This is a genomic window from Pseudomonas sp. St386 (assembly GCF_018325865.1).
In the GTDB taxonomy this organism is placed as follows: Bacteria; Pseudomonadota; Gammaproteobacteria; order Pseudomonadales; family Pseudomonadaceae; genus Aquipseudomonas; species Aquipseudomonas brassicacearum.
In genome coordinates this window covers 4,398,929-4,415,332 of record NZ_AP021900.1, presented here as the reverse complement: position 1 = coordinate 4,415,332, position 16,404 = coordinate 4,398,929, and the positions used below count along the sequence as shown (strand labels likewise).

Annotated in this window: 14 protein-coding genes; 3 read left to right on the top strand and 11 right to left on the bottom strand. The window is 60.0% G+C overall.

The window, feature by feature from the left end; all coding sequences use genetic code 11:
* Nucleotides 1-51: 51 nt before the first annotated feature.
* The 9 genes from KI235_RS19375 to KI235_RS19335 all read right to left on the bottom strand — a co-directional run bounded on the left by KI235_RS19375 (nt 52) and on the right by KI235_RS19335 (nt 10,980).
* On the bottom strand, nt 52-813 hold the full coding sequence (locus tag KI235_RS19375) for a secretin N-terminal domain-containing protein (RefSeq protein ID WP_003203361.1): 762 nt from the start codon (nt 811-813) through the stop codon (nt 52-54).
* A gap of 166 nt (nt 814-979) precedes the next feature.
* Entirely contained in the window at nt 980-1,405 is a 426-nt protein-coding gene (locus KI235_RS19370; protein ID WP_003203360.1) for a GNAT family N-acetyltransferase, read from the bottom strand.
* Nucleotides 1,398-2,564, bottom strand: coding sequence for a cupin domain-containing protein (locus KI235_RS19365; RefSeq protein WP_003203358.1), 1,167 nt, complete (start codon nt 2,562-2,564; stop codon nt 1,398-1,400). The genes KI235_RS19370 and KI235_RS19365 overlap by 8 nt, the downstream gene beginning before the upstream one ends.
* Before the next feature lie 84 nt (nt 2,565-2,648).
* Complete coding sequence (gene purB, locus KI235_RS19360) at nt 2,649-4,019, bottom strand: adenylosuccinate lyase (RefSeq protein ID WP_003203355.1); 1,371 nt, start codon at nt 4,017-4,019, stop codon at nt 2,649-2,651.
* Nucleotides 4,020-4,143: 124 nt separating this feature from the next.
* On the bottom strand, nt 4,144-4,767 hold the full coding sequence (gene hflD, locus KI235_RS19355) for a high frequency lysogenization protein HflD (protein WP_003203353.1): 624 nt from the start codon (nt 4,765-4,767) through the stop codon (nt 4,144-4,146).
* Nucleotides 4,764-5,888 (bottom strand): tRNA 2-thiouridine(34) synthase MnmA, encoded by a 1,125-nt coding sequence (gene mnmA, locus KI235_RS19350; protein WP_003203350.1) that lies wholly within the window; start codon nt 5,886-5,888, stop codon nt 4,764-4,766. Before mnmA ends, hflD begins: the two co-directional genes overlap by 4 nt.
* Nucleotides 5,889-5,947: 59 nt before the next feature.
* On the bottom strand, nt 5,948-6,394 hold the full coding sequence (locus tag KI235_RS19345; protein ID WP_003203348.1) for an NUDIX hydrolase: 447 nt from the start codon (nt 6,392-6,394) through the stop codon (nt 5,948-5,950).
* 402 nt (nt 6,395-6,796) lie between these two features.
* The gene (locus KI235_RS19340; RefSeq protein ID WP_212795251.1) at nt 6,797-8,227 is read right to left on the bottom strand and encodes an IS1182 family transposase; all 1,431 of its coding nucleotides are present in this window, start codon (nt 8,225-8,227) and stop codon (nt 6,797-6,799) included.
* Between the two features lie 527 nt (nt 8,228-8,754).
* Nucleotides 8,755-10,980: an NADP-dependent isocitrate dehydrogenase gene (locus KI235_RS19335; RefSeq protein WP_003203346.1), complete on the bottom strand. Its 2,226-nt coding sequence runs from the start codon at nt 10,978-10,980 to the stop codon at nt 8,755-8,757.
* A gap of 482 nt (nt 10,981-11,462) precedes the next feature.
* On the opposite strand from KI235_RS19335, the gene icd reads away from it, so the two are divergent.
* Nucleotides 11,463-12,719 (top strand): NADP-dependent isocitrate dehydrogenase, encoded by a 1,257-nt coding sequence (gene icd, locus KI235_RS19330; RefSeq protein ID WP_003203344.1) that lies wholly within the window; start codon nt 11,463-11,465, stop codon nt 12,717-12,719.
* Between the two features lie 77 nt (nt 12,720-12,796).
* Here the strand turns inward: icd and KI235_RS19325 are convergent, their stop codons facing one another.
* Nucleotides 12,797-13,066, bottom strand: coding sequence for a cold shock domain-containing protein (locus tag KI235_RS19325; RefSeq protein ID WP_003203343.1), 270 nt, complete (start codon nt 13,064-13,066; stop codon nt 12,797-12,799).
* A 226-nt stretch (nt 13,067-13,292) separates the two neighbouring features.
* Here KI235_RS19325 and clpS point away from each other — a divergent pair, with 226 nt between their 5' ends.
* Nucleotides 13,293-13,655, top strand: a complete 363-nt coding sequence (clpS, locus tag KI235_RS19320; RefSeq protein WP_003180089.1) for an ATP-dependent Clp protease adapter ClpS — start codon at nt 13,293-13,295, stop codon at nt 13,653-13,655.
* A 29-nt stretch (nt 13,656-13,684) separates the two neighbouring features.
* Nucleotides 13,685-15,955 carry an ATP-dependent Clp protease ATP-binding subunit ClpA gene (gene clpA / locus KI235_RS19315; RefSeq protein WP_003203340.1) on the top strand — a complete coding sequence of 757 codons (2,271 nt, stop codon included), beginning with the start codon at nt 13,685-13,687 and terminating at the stop codon, nt 15,953-15,955.
* Between the two features lie 142 nt (nt 15,956-16,097).
* Here the strand turns inward: clpA and infA are convergent, their stop codons facing one another.
* The gene (gene infA / locus KI235_RS19310) at nt 16,098-16,316 is read right to left on the bottom strand and encodes a translation initiation factor IF-1 (protein ID WP_002553999.1); all 219 of its coding nucleotides are present in this window, start codon (nt 16,314-16,316) and stop codon (nt 16,098-16,100) included.
* Nucleotides 16,317-16,404 lie beyond the last annotated feature (88 nt).

The following is a 16,404-nucleotide window of genomic DNA, read 5'->3' as shown; positions in this document are numbered from 1 at the left end:
ATAGCACTACATCTTTGGTCTAATACGACTCATCAGTCAGTTTTTGGTGCTTCAGTTCAGGGTATCGACCTTGACCCGCAAAATCATGTCGTCGCGGCCCTGGGTAGAGTAGCTGCGGGTCAGGCCCTGCTTGTCGGCTTGAGTCTGGCGATTCACGCCGGCCAGGGTGATCCATTCGCCCAGGCGACCGCTGACGGTTGTGTCGGTACTCTGAACGTTCACTACATCGGGACGTTCCTGGCTCATGCGGTCACGGTTGGTACTGATGCTGAGATGAACGGTCTCGCCGGTGACGCTCGCCGTGACATAAAAACCCTGGGTGACGTTGCGGTATTCGGTCTGGCTTTGCAGGCGGCCGTAGTTGTCGGTCTGGCTGCTGGTGAAGGGCACGCTCTGGCCGACCTGGATCAGCGCCGGCTGGCCTTCGCTGGCTTGCACCTGCTGCACGCCGCCGTCACGGCTGGCGGTGCTGCGGTTGATGATGCGGGTCTGGCTGGGCGCGGCGCCGTTGATCGAGTAACCCTGGTCGCCCTGCAGGTTGTTTTCGTTGGTGTCGACCGTAATCAGCAGGCGCTTGGGCGCAGTGTCCAATTGGGCCAGGAACTGCCGGAGTTCTTCGATCTTGCCGGGCTCGGCGTTGACGATCAGTTGGTTGCCGTAGGCGCTGACCTGGCCGTCCTTGCCGATGAAGTTCTGTGCCACCGGCAGCAGGTCGGCGCTGGTGCGGTAGTTCAGCGGCACGATTTGCGTATCGGCCACGGCTGACAGGCTGCTACCAAGCAGCAAGAGGGTCAGCAGGGTGCGTAGAAGCATGTCCATTTCTCCATGAGACAAAGGCCTGATATTGCCAGTTTGTCGGCCCCGGGTGGCGCAAGTTGAATGTTAGACGGCAAAACGCCCCGGCATCGGTAGATGGCGGGGCGTTTCGAGGTTGCATGATTCATTTGTGGCGAGGGAGCAAGCTCCCTCGCCACAGGTTTCAGGCCGAGCGCCGCACCATGTCCACATGCGGAATCCCGGCTTCCAGGAACTCCTCGCTGACCACTGCAAACCCCAGCCGCTCATAGAACGGCGTGGCGTGCACCTGGGCGCTGAGCATCTGCTGCTGGAGCCCACGCTTCTCGGCTTCGGCGATCACGGCGTGCATCAGCGCATCGCCCACCTTCAGGCCACGCCAGTCCTTGAGGACCGAGACGCGGCCGATATGGCCGTCGGTCAGCAGGCGGGCGGTGCCGATGGGAAAGTCGCCTTCAAACGCCAGAAAATGCACCGCGCTCTGGTCGTCGGCATCCCATTCCAGCTCAGGTGGAACGGACTGCTCGGCAATGAACACGGTCTCACGAATGCGCCGGATCTCGGCGTTATCCTTTTGCCAGTCTGCGACACGAACGTGAATTTTATTCATCAGCGAACCCCAGGCTGCCTTGCTTGACCAGCTCGCAGACCAGGCCGCGACCGTCTTCGTCGGCCAGCCACGGACCGAGGTTCTCGATGTGCAGGGCGTCGGCGGCGCAGATCATTTTCAGCAGCTCGCGCAGCTTGCCCGGCAGGTAACGGCTCTGGCCGCTGGCGAACAGCAGCAGGTCGTCATCGACTTCCGACCAGGCCAGGCGCGCGCTCGGGTTGCGAATGATCACGGCACCTTGTTCCAGGCTGGCCAGCAGGTCGTCTTCTTCCAGTTCCGGGCCCACCACCAGTTCCGGGTAGCGCGGCTCGGTCATGAACTGGCCAAACCAGGTCAGCAGCAGGCGCTCGTCGCTCATGTGCTCGGCCAGCAAGCCCTTGAGGCGGTCGAGGGCGTCCTGCTGGATCTGGTGCGGATCGGCTACAGGGCGTGCGTCGGCGTCGGTGTAGCGTTCTTCGTCCGGCAGGAACTGGCTGAGGAAGTCGGTGAAGTGGGTCAGGACTTCAGCGGCGCTCGGCGCACGGAAACCCACCGAGTAGGTCATGCAGTCGTCCACGGCCACGCCGCAGTGCGCCAGGCGCGGCGGCAGGTAGAGCATGTCGCCCGGTTCCAGGGTCCACTCATCGGTGGCTTCGAATTCAGCGAGGATGCGCAGGTCGGCGTGCTGCAGCAGCGGGCTTTCGGAGTCGCACATCTGGCCGATTTTCCAGTTGCGCTGGCCGTGGCCCTGCAGCAGGAACACGTCATAGTTATCGAAATGCGGACCCACGCTGCCACCGGGTGCGGCGAAGCTGATCATCACGTCGTCGATGCGCCAGCTCGGCAGGAAGCGGAAGTTCTCCAGCAGCTCGCTGACTTCCGGTACGAACTGATCGACCGCCTGTACCAGCAGGGTCCACTCGCGCTCTGGCAGCTTGCTGAATTCGTCTTCGGCAAACGGGCCGCGACGCAATTCCCAGGGACGCTCGCCATGCTCGATCACCAGGCGCGACTCGACTTCTTCTTCCAGGGCCAGGCCGGCCAGTTCGTCGGCATCGATCGGGCTTTGGAAGTCAGGAATCGCCTGACGGATCAGCAGGGGTTTTTTCTGCCAGTAGTCGCGCAGGAACTCCCGTGCCGTGATGCCGCCCAGGAGTTGCAGAGGAATATCAGGATTCATGTGTAACCTATTGAAAAAATATACTTTTCAGACGCGAATAAAAACGCCCGGCGCGGCCGGGCGTCTCAAAGGTAAAGCCGTGGATCAGATGCGCTTGGCTTGTGCTGCTGCGTTGCCGATGTAACTGGCCGGCGTGAGCTTTTTCAGCTCAGCCTTGGCGTCGGCAGGCATGTCCAGGCCATCGATGAAAGTCTGCAACGCTTGAGGGCTGATGCCCTTGCCACGGGTCAGTTCTTTCAGCTTTTCATACGGGTTTTCGATGTTGTAGCGACGCATCACGGTCTGGATCGGTTCGGCCAGGACTTCCCAGCAGGCGTCCAAGTCGGCGGCGATCTTCTGCTCGTTCAGTTCCAGCTTGCTGATGCCCTTGAGGCTGGCTTCGTAGGCAATGACGCTATGGGCAAAACCCACGCCCAGGTTGCGCAGCACGGTGGAGTCGGTCAGGTCGCGCTGCCAGCGGGAGATCGGCAGTTTGCTCGCCAGGTGCTGGAACAGCGCGTTGGCGATGCCCAGGTTGCCTTCAGAGTTTTCGAAGTCGATCGGGTTGACCTTGTGCGGCATGGTCGAGGAACCGATTTCGCCAGCGATGGTGCGCTGCTTGAAGTAACCCAGGGAAATATAGCCCCAGATGTCACGGTCGAAGTCGATCAGGATGGTGTTGAAGCGCGCGATCGCATCGAACAGTTCGGCGATGTAGTCATGCGGTTCGATCTGGGTGGTGTAGGGGTTGAAGCTCAGGCCCAGCTCGTCTTCGATGAAGGCGCGGGCGTTGGCTTCCCAGTCGATGTCCGGGTAGGCCGACAGGTGGGCGTTGTAGTTGCCCACGGCGCCGTTGATCTTGCCCAGCAGCGGCACGGCGGCCACCTGGGCGATCTGGCGCTCCAGGCGGTAGACCACGTTCGCCAGTTCCTTGCCCAGGGTGGTCGGCGAAGCCGGTTGACCGTGGGTGCGCGACAGCATCGGCACGTCGGCGAAGCGGATCGCCAGCTCGCGGATGGCCTGGGCGGTCTGGCGCATCAGTGGCAGCATCACCTCATCACGGCCTTCGCGCAGCATCAGGGCGTGGGACAGGTTGTTGATGTCCTCGCTGGTGCAGGCGAAGTGGATGAACTCGCTGACATTGGCCAGTTCCGGCAGCTTGGCCGCCTGCTCCTTGAGCAGGTATTCGATGGCCTTGACGTCGTGGTTGGTGGTGCGCTCGATCTCTTTGACGCGCTCGGCGTGCTCCAGCACAAAATTTTCTGCGAGGGCGTTCAACACCGCGTTGGCTTCGGCGGAAAACGCCGGGACTTCGCTGATGGCAGGGTGGGCGGCCAGGCGCTGGAGCCAGCGCACTTCAACCAGGACGCGGGCACGGATCAGGCCGTACTCGCTGAAAATCGGGCGCAGGGCCTGGGTTTTGCCGGCGTAGCGGCCGTCAACAGGGGAAACCGCAGTGAGCGAAGAGAGCTGCATGGGGTGTTCTCGGACAGTCGGGCAACGAAATGGGGCGCGTATCATACATGAAAACAATCGCCGGTCCGTCGCCAACTGACCGGCGTATTACGCGTAACGAACTAAAAAAACGGGTTGAGGCGACTTATTCGTTGCGCATCAACGGGTAAAGCTCTTTAAGCAATTTGCGCCGGCTGATCACCAGTTGCCAGCGATGGCCGCCCAACTGCCGCCACAGCCGTGCCGAACGAATACCGGCCAGCAACAGGGCGCGGATCTTCGAGGCATTGCTCGGTTGCTGCAGGTTGCGCATGTCGCCATGCACCTGGATGCGCTGGCGCAAGGTGCTCAGGGTGTCCTGGTACAGCGCGCCGCAGGCCGCGACGACGTTTTCGTGGGACGGGCCGAAGTGCTCCACCTGGGACTGGATCTGCGGCAAGCGTTTGCCGATGGTTTCCAGCAGGTCGTCGCGCTTGGCCAGCTGACGCTCAAGGCCCAGCATCGACAGGGCATAGCGCAGCGGTTCGCGTTGCAGGGCGCTGGGATCGCGCTCCAGGGCGCCAATCAGCGCACGATAGCCTTCGCGCAGGTTCAAGTCGTCGCCGCCGTAGACTTCCAGGGTGTCCTTGGGGTCGCGAACCAGCAGGCTGCCGAGCATGCAGGCCACGCCCGCTTCGGTGGCCTGGCCGGTCTTGGCGATCCTGTCCACCAGCACGGCGGCGAGGAATACGCCGCCCAATGCCGTCAGTTGTTCCTGGATGGGGGTCATGCCTTGCTGCTCCAGGGCTCTGCGACTTCGATCACACCGCCGCCCAGGCAGATTTCGCCGTCATAGAACACCACGGACTGGCCGGGGGTGACCGCCCGCTGCGGGTCATCGAAGGTGGCACGGTAGCCCGTGGCGGTTTTTTCCAGGGTGCAGGGCTGGTCGCTCTGGCGGTAGCGAACCTTGGCCGTCAGGCGGCGTGGTTCGCCGAGGTCGATCGGGTTGACCCAATAGATATCGGAGGCGAGCAGGGCGCGGGAAAACAACCATGGGTGGTCGTTGCCCTGGCCGACGATCAGCTCGTTGTGCTCCAGGTCCTTGACCAGCACGTACCACGGCTCTTCGCCGGCGTCTTTCAGGCCGCCGATGCCCAGGCCCTGGCGCTGGCCGATGGTATGGTACATCAGGCCATGGTGACGGCCGATGACTTCGCCTTCGGTCGTCTTGATCTCGCCCGGCTGGGCCGGCAGGTATTGCTTGAGGAAGTCGCTGAAACGGCGCTCACCGATAAAGCAGATCCCGGTGGAGTCTTTTTTCTTGGCCGTGGCGAGCTGGTGTTTTTCGGCGATCGCGCGCACTTCGGGCTTTTCCAGTTCGCCTACCGGGAACAGGGTCTTGGCGATCTGCTCGCCGCCGACGGCGTGCAGGAAGTAGCTCTGGTCCTTGTTCGGGTCCAGGCCCTTGAGCAGTTCGGTGCGGCCGTCGATGTCGCGGCGGCGCACGTAGTGGCCGGTGGCGATCAGGTCGGCACCGAGCATCATGGCGTAGTCGAGGAACGCCTTGAACTTGATTTCGCGGTTGCAGAGGATGTCCGGGTTCGGCGTGCGGCCGGCCTTGTACTCGGCCAGGAAGTGCTCGAACACGTTGTCCCAGTACTCGGCGGCGAAGTTGGCGGTGTGCAGCTTGATGCCGATCTTGTCGCACACGGCCTGGGCGTCCGCCAGGTCGTCCATGGCGGTGCAGTATTCGGTGCCGTCGTCTTCTTCCCAGTTCTTCATGAACAGGCCTTCCACCTCATAACCCTGCTCGATCAGCAGAAGGGCGGAAACGGAAGAGTCCACGCCGCCGGACATGCCGACAATGACGCGCTTCTTGGATGTGTCAGAAGGAGCTGGATCACGCATAGGAGTTCAATGAGTGTCTTGAAAAAGGACGCGATTCTATCAGGCCCGGGCGCACAAGGCTAAAGAGAAGGACGGATCAGCGTCAGACTGTGGCAATGGCCGGCCAGATAATCGTCGATGCAGCGGATGATCAGCTCGCTGCGCCAGTGCTCGCGCTGTTCGAGCAGTTCGTCGCGGGTCAGCCATTTGGCGCCGAGGATGCCGTCGTCCAGTTGATACTCGGGGTGGTGTTTCAAGGCCTTGGCGGCGAAACAGACGCGCTGGTAGGTCACACCGTTGCTGGGGGCGGTGTACAGGTAAATACCCACCACGGCCGTGGGTTCGACGTCCCAGCCGGTTTCTTCCAGGGTTTCGCGCACGGCGGCTTCGATCAGGGTTTCGTTCGGGTCAAGGTGGCCGGCGGGCTGGTTGAGCACTGCGCGTCCGGCCTTGGATTCTTCCACCATCAGGAAGCGGCCGTTGTTTTCGACGATGGTGGCGACGGTGATGTGGGGTTGCCAGTTCATAAGGTTCTTCTATTTCTCGGATTGGGATGTGGGTTGCGGGGGGGGATTGAGTACATATCCGTTGCTGCGGTCACGGCTGCCTATGGTTCCGCTCTTACAGCGGCTCACTTTTGAGAAGCCCGGAAGCCGGCCCAGTCAAAAGTAAGCAAAACGCTCATGCCCCACCACTCGGTGCCTCGCCTAGGCTCGGCATGCCCTCTCTCCGGCATTGCTCCGTGGGCCGCCGCGAAGGGCCATCCATGGCCCAGAGTGTGTAAAAACCGATAAAAACATCGTCGGCACGTAGTGCCGACAGGTGTTGGCCAACTGATTAAAACCTGAAGCGTTCCTGTAGCTCCAAGCGGCCCCTACGAACGCTAGCAAGGCTTCATAGCTTGATTAACGGGGAAAAACGGCAGGCTTTCAGGCCGCCAGCGCCTTCATCAGACCCTGCGCACCAAGGATTTTCATCACTCTTTTCCAATTGTAAGCGAGCACATTCAAGCTCATTTCAGTGCTGACCCCAGCCAGCCGCCGTGTCAGAAAATGCGTCGCTCCCATCCATTGCTTCAGCGTCCCGAAGGGGTGCTCGACCGTTCGCTTGCGGATGTTCATCATCTGCGGCTCATTGTTCAGCCGGGCCTGCATTTCCTCCAGTAACGCCTCATGTTCCCAGCGCCGAATTTTTCGCTCTCTGGCCGGTGTGCATTGCGCCTTTATCGAACAGGCTCGGCAGTTGGAGTGCCAGTAAACGTCCAGCTTCTTGCCCTTGTCGACGTAAGAGTTGCGCCAGATCAGCACTTGTTTAGCGGGGCAGACGTAGACATCTTTGTCTGCGTCGTAAACAAACTCGTCATTGCCGAAACGGCCATCAAATTTGGCCCGCGAGCTCAGCGTTTTCGGCACATAAGCTGTGATCCCTGCCTCGTGACAGGCCAGGATTTCTACGCTTTTGTAATACCCTCGGTCCGCCACCACCGACAACGATTCGATTTGCATCGCCTCACGGGCCTGCTGGGCCATCGAGCTAAGCTGATCACGGTCGTGACCGACATTGGTCACCTCGTGCGCAACGATCAAATGGTGTTTGGTATCGACTGCTGTCTGCACGTTGTAGCCCACGATGCCATGACCGCTCGTCATCATCATCGAGCGCGCGTCCTGGGCGGTTAGCGAGATCTGTTTGTCCGGCGATGCTTCAAGCTGTATTTCAATCGCTTGGAGTGCCTTCATCTGCTCCTTCAATTTGGCGATTTTCTCTTCCAGGCCGCCTTTGGGCCCTGAAGACTTGGGCTCTTCCCGATCAGCCTCATCCAGGGCTTTCAGATAACGGGCAATGCTTGACTCGATGTCTTCCATCCGGCGCTTCAGCTTGGCGCTGGTAAAATTGCGGTCGCGGTTGTTCACCGCCTTGAATTTACTGCCATCGATGGCAACGAAATGTTCCGAGAACAGCCCCAATTGTTGACACAACACGACGAACTGCCGACAGACTCCTCGAATGGCCTTTCCGTTGTCTTTGCGGAAATTGGCGATGGTCTTGAAATCCGGCATCAGGCGACCGGTCAGCCACATCAGCTCGACGTTGCGCTGCGCCTCGCGCTCAAGGCGCCGGCTTGACTGGATACGGTTGAGATAGCCGTAGATGTAGATCTTCAGCATGACTGCAGGGTGGTAAGCCGGTCGGCCCGTTTTAGCGGGGACAGCGCTGTCAAAACCCAAGCTGATCAGGTCGAGCTCATCCACGAAGACATCGACAACGCGCACCGGATTGGTGTCGCTGACGTAGTCGTCCAAGCTCTCGGGGAGCAAGGTAGTTTGATCTCGGTGTTCACCTTGGATGAAGCGTTTCATGGGCAGCCCTTGCGATGAAGTCCTGGGGAATCATAGCAAGGGTTGGCTTCGGGGTTTTTACACACTCTGGGCCCAGCGCGGCTATCCCGGCATCCATGCCGGGATGCCCACTCCACAATGCCTGCGTTCGGCCATCGTGGTTAACGGGGCGCCCCAGATCAAGATCAAAAGCGAGGCGGCCTAACGGCCGGCCTGGTTCTCCTGGTCATACACCTGTCAGATCTGTGGGAGCAAAGCTTGCTCGCGAGGCGGCCTAACGGCCGGCCTGGTTCTCCTGGTCATACACCTGTCAGATCTGTGGGAGCAAAGCTTGCTCGCGAGGCGGCCTAACAGCCGGCCTATCTCTCCGACCGTACCCCGATCTTATTGTGGGAGCGAGCTTGCTCGCGATAGCGGTGGGTCAGTCAATATTTGAATTGAATGATGAATTGCAATCGCGAGCAAGCTCGCTCCCACAGGGGTGGGTTCTAAATGCCAGAAACACAAACCCCGGCACTAGGCCGGGGTTTGTGGTACTGCCTACAACCTTACACCAGCGCAGCAATCGCCGCGTTGAAGGTGTTGCTCGGGCGCATGGCCTTGCTGGTCAGCTCCGGATTGGCGAAGTAGTAACCGCCGATGTCCACGGGCTTGCCTTGCACGGCATTGAGTTCGGCAACGATTTTTTCTTCGTTGTCGGTCAATGTCTTGGCCAGGGAAGCGAACTGAGCCTTGAGGGCTGCGTCGTCGTCTTGAGCGGCCAGTGCCTGGGCCCAGAACAGGGTCAGGTAGAAGTGGCTGCCGCGGTTGTCGATGCCGCCGACCTTGCGCGAAGGCGACTTGTTGCGGTCCAGGAACTCACCGGTAGCCTGGTCCAGGGTCTTGGCCAGCACCAGTGCTTTAGGGTTGTTGTAAGTCACGCCCAGGTGCTCGAGGGACGCAGCCAGGGCCAGGAACTCGCCCAGGGAATCCCAGCGCAGGAAGTTTTCTTCCAGCAACTGCTGCACGTGCTTGGGGGCCGAGCCGCCAGCGCCGGTTTCGAACAGGCCACCGCCGTTCATCAGCGGCACGATCGACAGCATCTTGGCGCTGGTGCCCAGTTCCATGATCGGGAACAGGTCGGTCAGGTAGTCGCGCAGTACGTTGCCGGTCACCGAGATGGTGTCCTTGCCTTCGCGGGTGCGGGCCAGGGTGAACTTCATCGCGTCGACCGGCGACATGATGCGGATGTCCAGGCCGGCAGTGTCGTAGTCCTTCAGGTAGGTCTGGACTTTCTCGATCACGACGCCGTCATGGGCGCGCATCGGGTCCAGCCAGAAGATCGCCGGGGTGCTGCTGGCGCGGGCGCGGTTGACGGCCAGTTTGACCCAGTCCTGGATCGGCGCGTCTTTGGTCTGGCACATGCGGAAGATGTCGCCAGCTTCGACGCTCTGCTCCAGCAGGGTGCGACCGTTGCTGTCCGAAACACGGACCACGCCGTCGACCTTGATCTGGAAGGTCTTGTCGTGGGAGCCGTACTCTTCGGCTTTCTTGGCCATCAGGCCAACGTTCGGCACGCTGCCCATGGTGGTTGGGTCGAAGGCGCCGTGTTGCTTGCAGTCTTCGATCACCGCCTGGTAGATGGTGGCGTAGCAGCGATCCGGGATCACGGCCTTGGTGTCGTGCAGTTGGCCGTCGGTGCCCCACATCTTGCCGGAGTCACGGATCATGGCCGGCATCGAGGCGTCGACGATGACGTCGCTCGGCACGTGCAGGTTGGTGATGCCTTTGTCGGAGTTGACCATCGCCAGGGATGGGCGCGCTGCGTAGACCGCCTGGATGTCGGCTTCGATCTGCGCCTGCTGCTCGGCCGGCAGGGCCTTGATGCGGGCGTACAGGTCGCCGATGCCGTTGTTCAGGTTGAAGCCGATCTGCTCCAGCACCTGTGCGTGCTTGGCCAGGGCGTCTTTATAGAACTCGGCAACGATCTGGCCGAACATGATCGGGTCGGAGACCTTCATCATGGTGGCCTTGAGGTGAACCGACAGCAGGACGCCTTTTTGCTTGGCGTCTTCGATTTCAGCGGCGATGAAGTCGCGCAGGGCGTTTTTGCTCATCACGGCGCAGTCGAGGATCTCACCGGCTTGTACGGTGGTTTTTTCCTTCAGGACAGTGGCAGTGCCATCCTGGGCGATCAGCTCGATTTTCACGCTGCCGGCGGCGTCGATCAGGGCGGCTTTTTCGCTGCCGTAGAAATCACCGGTGCTCATGTGGGCTACATGGGATTTGGAGTCGGCTGCCCAGGCGCCCATCTTGTGCGGGTGCTTGCGGGCGTAGTTCTTGACCGACAGCGGCGCGCGACGGTCGGAGTTGCCTTCGCGCAGGACCGGGTTCACGGCGCTGCCCTTGATCTTGTCGTAGCGGGCGCGAGCGTCTTTCTCGGCGTCGCTGGTCACGGTTTCCGGGTAGTCCGGCAGTGCGTAGCCCTGGGCCTGCAATTCCTTGATCGCGGCCTGCAGTTGCGGTACCGAGGCGCTGATGTTCGGCAGCTTGATGATGTTGGCTTCGGGCGTAACGGCCAGGTCGCCCAGTTCGGCGAGGTGGTCGGCTACGGCTTTGTCACCCAGTTGCTCGGGGAAGCTGGCCAGGATGCGCCCTGCGAGGGAGATATCGCGGGTTTCCACGGCGATATCGGCCGAAGCGGTAAAGGCTTCGACGATCGGCAGCAGCGAGTAGGTGGCGAGGGCGGGCGCTTCGTCGGTGAAGGTATAGATGATCTTCGAGCGGGTGGGCATATTCGGATTAACTCTCTTCTTTGCTAAAGCATGCGCAGAAACTCGAGGGGCGCCGGGTAAGCGCGTTCGTTCAAAGTCATCCGTGAACCGAATGTCGAGGTTTCTTCGCGGTGATGTTGGGTGCATCAGTCGAGCGTCAAGCGGTTGGGCCGCGGTAACGGTCCGGCTTTTAAACTGGCGGAAAGACCTGTGATAGAGCGCTCAGCCAGTGTGACCCTGTGGTCAGCGGCGGCATTATACATAGGTAGCTGGCAATCTGCCGATGGTTCATAGACTTCCGTACACGTCCATTGGTCTAAACGTCGCAGTACCCAAGGAGCAGGCTATGCTCATGTTTGGCGCTTTTCCCTTGGTTTTCAGGGTTGTACACCGCGAACTGCAACGCTTTACCCCGGATGAGCCTAACGTAGGGTTTGCGCGCCGATTCAAGTGGGGTACGCTCGAACGCAGCCAGATGTTCAATCCAAGCAACGGAGTTCAGCATGGGGTATCAAAAGATTCAGGTTCCAGCCGTCGGTGACAAAATTACCGTCAATGCAGACCATTCTCTTAATGTTCCCGACAACCCGATCATCCCCTTCATCGAAGGCGACGGCATTGGCGTCGATATCAGTCCGGTCATGATCAAGGTTGTGGACGCTGCGGTTCAGAAGGCCTATGGCGGCAAGCGCAAGATTTCCTGGATGGAAGTCTATGCCGGTGAGAAAGCGACTCAGGTCTACGACCAGGACACCTGGCTGCCCCAGGAAACCCTGGACGCGGTCAAGGATTACGTGGTTTCCATCAAGGGTCCGCTGACCACGCCGGTGGGCGGTGGTATCCGTTCGCTGAACGTGGCCCTGCGCCAGCAGCTCGACCTGTACGTGTGCCTGCGTCCGGTGCGCTGGTTCGAAGGCGTGCCAAGCCCGGTCAAGAAGCCTGGCGACGTGGACATGACCATCTTTCGCGAGAACTCCGAGGACATCTACGCTGGCATTGAGTGGAAGGCCGGTTCGGCTGAAGCCACCAAGGTCATCAAGTTCCTGAAAGAAGAAATGGGTGTGACCAAGATCCGTTTCGACGAGGACTGCGGCATCGGCATCAAGCCGGTTTCCAAGCAAGGCACCCAGCGCCTGGCTCGCAAGGCCTTGCAATATGTTGTCGACAATGACCGCGATTCGCTGACCATCGTGCATAAAGGCAACATCATGAAGTTCACCGAAGGTGCCTTCAAGGAATGGGCCTACGAAGTGGCGGCCGAGGAGTTCGGCGCGACCCTGCTCGACGGCGGGCCGTGGATGCAGTTCAAGAACCCGAAGACCGGCAAGAATGTCGTCGTCAAGGACGCCATCGCCGATGCGATGTTGCAGCAGATCCTGTTGCGTCCGGCCGAATATGACGTGATCGCCACCCTGAACCTGAACGGTGACTACCTGTCCGACGCCCTGGCGGCGGAAGTGGGTGGTATCGGTATTGCGCCAGGCGCCAACCTGTCCGACACCGTGGCAATGTTCGAAGCCACCCACGGTACCGCGCCCAAGTATGCCGGCAAGGACCAGGTCAACCCTGGCTCGCTGATCCTGTCGGCGGAAATGATGCTGCGTCACATGGGTTGGACCGAAGCGGCCGACCTGATCATCAAGGGCACCAACGGCGCGATTTCGGCCAAGACCGTGACCTATGACTTCGAACGTCTGATGGAGGGCGCCAAGCTGGTGTCGTCTTCGGGCTTCGGTGATGCCCTGATCTCGCACATGTAAGCGGATCGGCGCTCAGCGCGAATGCCCGGCTCGAGTGATCGAGTCGGGCATTTTCATTTGTCCGGTGCGGCGGCCGGTCAATGGGTCTCGGTGACCCTGACCTGGACAGGGGCGGGCGTTTCTTCGACGGTGACAACCCTGATGTTGACCGCGTGCAGGCCCTTGGGTCCCTGGATGACGTCGAACGTCACAGGCTGTCCGGCCTTCAGGGTTTTATAGCCTTCCATGTTGATGGCCGAGTAATGGGCGAAAAGGTCTTCATCATCCCTGCCGGCCGCGATAATGAAACCGTAGCCCTTGGCATTGTTGAACCATTTCACCTTGCCATTCATCTTGACGACCGACATAACCCATTTCCCTCTGCAACGCACTCCATCACTGGAGTATCATCCAGTCCATCCGCAGGCTAATCTTGAAGTAAGGATAGATTCCACGGACCTTTTTAACCCACGATGGGCTCTATTGGTTGTAACACCGTTTTGCCGATAGTCAAGGTGGCCGGGTGGTCGTGGTTGAAATCGCCCACAAGCGCCCCCATCACTGTATTCGCCAACTAAACGAACCTTTCTTTCCATGCATGCAGTCAGCCAGATTCGACTAACATTCAATCAGGATCGCCCGGATCTACACGACGACGATTCCGCAGGCATTGCTGTTCAGGAGGCAAAGCCTGCATTACAGGCGCCACCGATGTACAAGGTGGTTTTGTTCAACGATGACTACACACCGATGGATTTCGTCGTCGAAGTGCTCGAGGTGTTTTTTAACCTGAATCGCGAGCTGGCGACCAAGGTCATGCTGGCCGTCCATACAGAGGGACGGGCAGTATGTGGAGTGTTTACCCGCGACATCGCCGAGACGAAGGCCATGCAGGTCAACCAGTACGCCCGGGAAAGCCAGCATCCGCTACTCTGTGAAATCGAGAAGGACGGTTAACGCCGACCACTTGGGTATGAGGTGAAGCTATGTTAAACCGCGAGCTCGAAGTCACCCTCAATCTTGCCTTCAAGGAGGCTCGTTCGAAGCGTCATGAATTCATGACCGTCGAACACCTGCTGCTGGCCCTATTGGATAACGAGGCTGCCGCCACCGTTTTGCGTGCCTGCGGCGCGAACCTCGATAAACTCAAGCATGATCTGCAGGAGTTCATCGACTCCACCACGCCATTGATCCCCGTCCATGACGAGGATCGCGAAACCCAGCCAACCCTGGGCTTCCAGCGTGTCCTGCAGCGTGCTGTCTTCCATGTACAGAGCTCGGGCAAGCGTGAAGTCACCGGCGCCAACGTGCTGGTTGCCATCTTCAGCGAGCAGGAAAGCCAGGCGGTGTTCCTGCTCAAGCAGCAGAGCGTTGCGCGTATCGATGTCGTCAACTACATCGCCCATGGCATCTCCAAGGTGCCGGGGCATGGCGATCATTCCGAGGGTGAGCAGGATATGCAGGACGACGAGGGCGGTGAGTCTTCTTCTTCAGGCAACCCATTGGATGCCTATGCCAGCAACCTGAACGAACTGGCACGCCAGGGACGCATTGACCCGCTGGTCGGGCGCGAAGCGGAAGTCGAGCGTGTCGCACAGATCCTGGCTCGGCGTCGCAAGAACAACCCATTGCTGGTGGGCGAGGCGGGCGTGGGCAAGACCGCAATCGCCGAAGGCCTGGCCAAGCGCATCGTCGACAACCAGGTGCCGGACCTGCTGGCCAACAGCGTGGTGTACTCCCTCGATCTGGGTGCCTTGCTGGCCGGTACCAAATACCGCGGTGATTTCGAGAAACGCTTCAAGGCGTTGCTTGGCGAGTTGAAAAAACGTCCGCAAGCGATCCTGTTCATCGACGAAATCCACACCATTATTGGTGCCGGGGCGGCGTCGGGTGGGGTCATGGATGCGTCGAACCTGCTCAAGCCGTTGCTGTCGTCGGGTGATATCCGTTGCATCGGCTCGACCACGTTCCAGGAATTCCGCGGGATCTTCGAGAAAGACCGTGCCCTGGCCCGGCGTTTCCAGAAGGTCGATGTGTCGGAGCCTTCGGTGGAAGACACCATAGGTATCCTGCGCGGCCTGAAAGGGCGTTTCGAGCTGCACCACAACATCGAATACAGCGATGAAGCCCTGCGCGCGGCGGCTGAGCTGGCCTCGCGTTACATCAACGACCGGCACATGCCGGACAAGGCCATCGACGTCATCGACGAAGCGGGTGCCTACCAGCGCCTGCAACCGGTGGAGAAACGCGTCAAGCGCATCGAAGTGCCTCAGGTCGAGGACATCGTGGCGAAAATCGCGCGTATTCCGCCTAAGCACGTCACCAGTTCCGACAAGGAGCTGCTGCGTAACCTGGAGCGTGACCTGAAGCTGACGGTGTTCGGCCAGGATGCGGCCATCGACTCGCTGTCGACCGCCATCAAGCTGTCCCGCGCCGGTCTCAAGTCACCAGACAAGCCAGTGGGTTCGTTCCTGTTCGCCGGTCCTACCGGTGTCGGCAAGACCGAGGCCGCGCGGCAGCTGGCCAAGGCAATGGGTATCGAGCTGGTTCGCTTCGACATGTCCGAGTACATGGAGCGCCACACCGTATCGCGTCTGATCGGTGCGCCTCCAGGCTATGTCGGTTTCGACCAGGGCGGCCTGCTGACCGAAGCCATCACCAAGCAGCCACACTGCGTATTGTTGCTCGATGAAATCGAGAAGGCGCATCCGGAAGTCTTCAACCTGCTCCTGCAGGTCATGGACCACGGTACGCTCACCGATAACAACGGGCGCAAGGCGGACTTCCGCAACGTGATCATCATCATGACCACGAACGCCGGTGCCGAAACCGCGGCTCGAGCTTCGATCGGTTTCACCCATCAGGACCACTCGTCCGATGCGATGGAAGTGATCAAGAAGAGCTTCACGCCTGAATTCCGCAACCGCCTGGACACCATTATCCAGTTTGGTCGCCTCAGCCATGAAGTCATCAAGAGCGTGGTGGACAAGTTCCTTACCGAACTTCAGGCGCAGCTCGAGGACAAGCGTGTATTGCTGGAAGTCACCGATGCGGCCCGCAGTTGGCTGGCAGAAGGTGGTTACGATGTGACGATGGGGGCGCGGCCGATGGCTCGCTTGATCCAGGACAAGATCAAGCGTCCGCTGGCCGAGGAAATCCTCTTTGGCGAACTGGCCGAGCATGGCGGTGTGGTCCACATCGACATCAAGGACGGCGAACTGACCTTCGACTTCGAAACCACGGCCGAAATGGCCTGATCGTTAGTCGCAACACAGCAAAAGGCGCCGAAAGGCGCCTTTTTGCTATTCCAGCCCCACACCAATCCCTTGTGGGAGCGAGCAAGCTTGGCTCCCACAAACAAAAACGCCCGGCATCAGCCGGGCGTTTTGTATTGACTTGTTAGCGAGCGCGGTAAGTGATGCGCCCTTTGCTCAAGTCATAGGGCGTCAGCTCGACGCGCACTTTGTCACCGGTAAGAATACGAATGTAGTTCTTGCGCATCTTGCCGGAGATATGCGCGGTTACGACGTGCCCATTTTCCAACTCCACACGAAACATGGTGTTGGGCAGGGTGTCGACGACAGTGCCTTCCATTTCGAAGCTGTCTTCTTTCGACATGCAGTAAAGCCCTCGGTATCCAGTGAATGGCCCGGTGCAACTGCGCCAGGCAAAAGCGGCGTGCATTGTGCCCGAAAAAGGGGGTTCA

What these genes read in the sequence shown, in the direction of transcription:
- KI235_RS19375 (WP_003203361.1), bottom strand. Translation starts at nt 813, where the DNA reads ATGCTTCTACGCACCCTGCTGACCCTCTTGCTGCTTGGTAGCAGCCTG.
- KI235_RS19370 (WP_003203360.1), bottom strand. Translation starts at nt 1,405, where the DNA reads ATGAATAAAATTCACGTTCGTGTCGCAGACTGGCAAAAGGATAACGCC.
- KI235_RS19365 (WP_003203358.1), bottom strand. Translation starts at nt 2,564, where the DNA reads ATGAATCCTGATATTCCTCTGCAACTCCTGGGCGGCATCACGGCACGG.
- purB (WP_003203355.1), bottom strand. Translation starts at nt 4,019, where the DNA reads ATGCAGCTCTCTTCGCTCACTGCGGTTTCCCCTGTTGACGGCCGCTAC.
- hflD (WP_003203353.1), bottom strand. Translation starts at nt 4,767, where the DNA reads ATGACCCCCATCCAGGAACAACTGACGGCATTGGGCGGCGTATTCCTC.
- mnmA (WP_003203350.1), bottom strand. Translation starts at nt 5,888, where the DNA reads ATGCGTGATCCAGCTCCTTCTGACACATCCAAGAAGCGCGTCATTGTC.
- KI235_RS19345 (WP_003203348.1), bottom strand. Translation starts at nt 6,394, where the DNA reads ATGAACTGGCAACCCCACATCACCGTCGCCACCATCGTCGAAAACAAC.
- KI235_RS19340 (WP_212795251.1), bottom strand. Translation starts at nt 8,227, where the DNA reads ATGAAACGCTTCATCCAAGGTGAACACCGAGATCAAACTACCTTGCTC.
- KI235_RS19335 (WP_003203346.1), bottom strand. Translation starts at nt 10,980, where the DNA reads ATGCCCACCCGCTCGAAGATCATCTATACCTTCACCGACGAAGCGCCC.
- icd (WP_003203344.1), top strand. Translation starts at nt 11,463, where the DNA reads ATGGGGTATCAAAAGATTCAGGTTCCAGCCGTCGGTGACAAAATTACC.
- KI235_RS19325 (WP_003203343.1), bottom strand. Translation starts at nt 13,066, where the DNA reads ATGTCGGTCGTCAAGATGAATGGCAAGGTGAAATGGTTCAACAATGCC.
- clpS (WP_003180089.1), top strand. Translation starts at nt 13,293, where the DNA reads ATGCATGCAGTCAGCCAGATTCGACTAACATTCAATCAGGATCGCCCG.
- clpA (WP_003203340.1), top strand. Translation starts at nt 13,685, where the DNA reads ATGTTAAACCGCGAGCTCGAAGTCACCCTCAATCTTGCCTTCAAGGAG.
- infA (WP_002553999.1), bottom strand. Translation starts at nt 16,316, where the DNA reads ATGTCGAAAGAAGACAGCTTCGAAATGGAAGGCACTGTCGTCGACACC.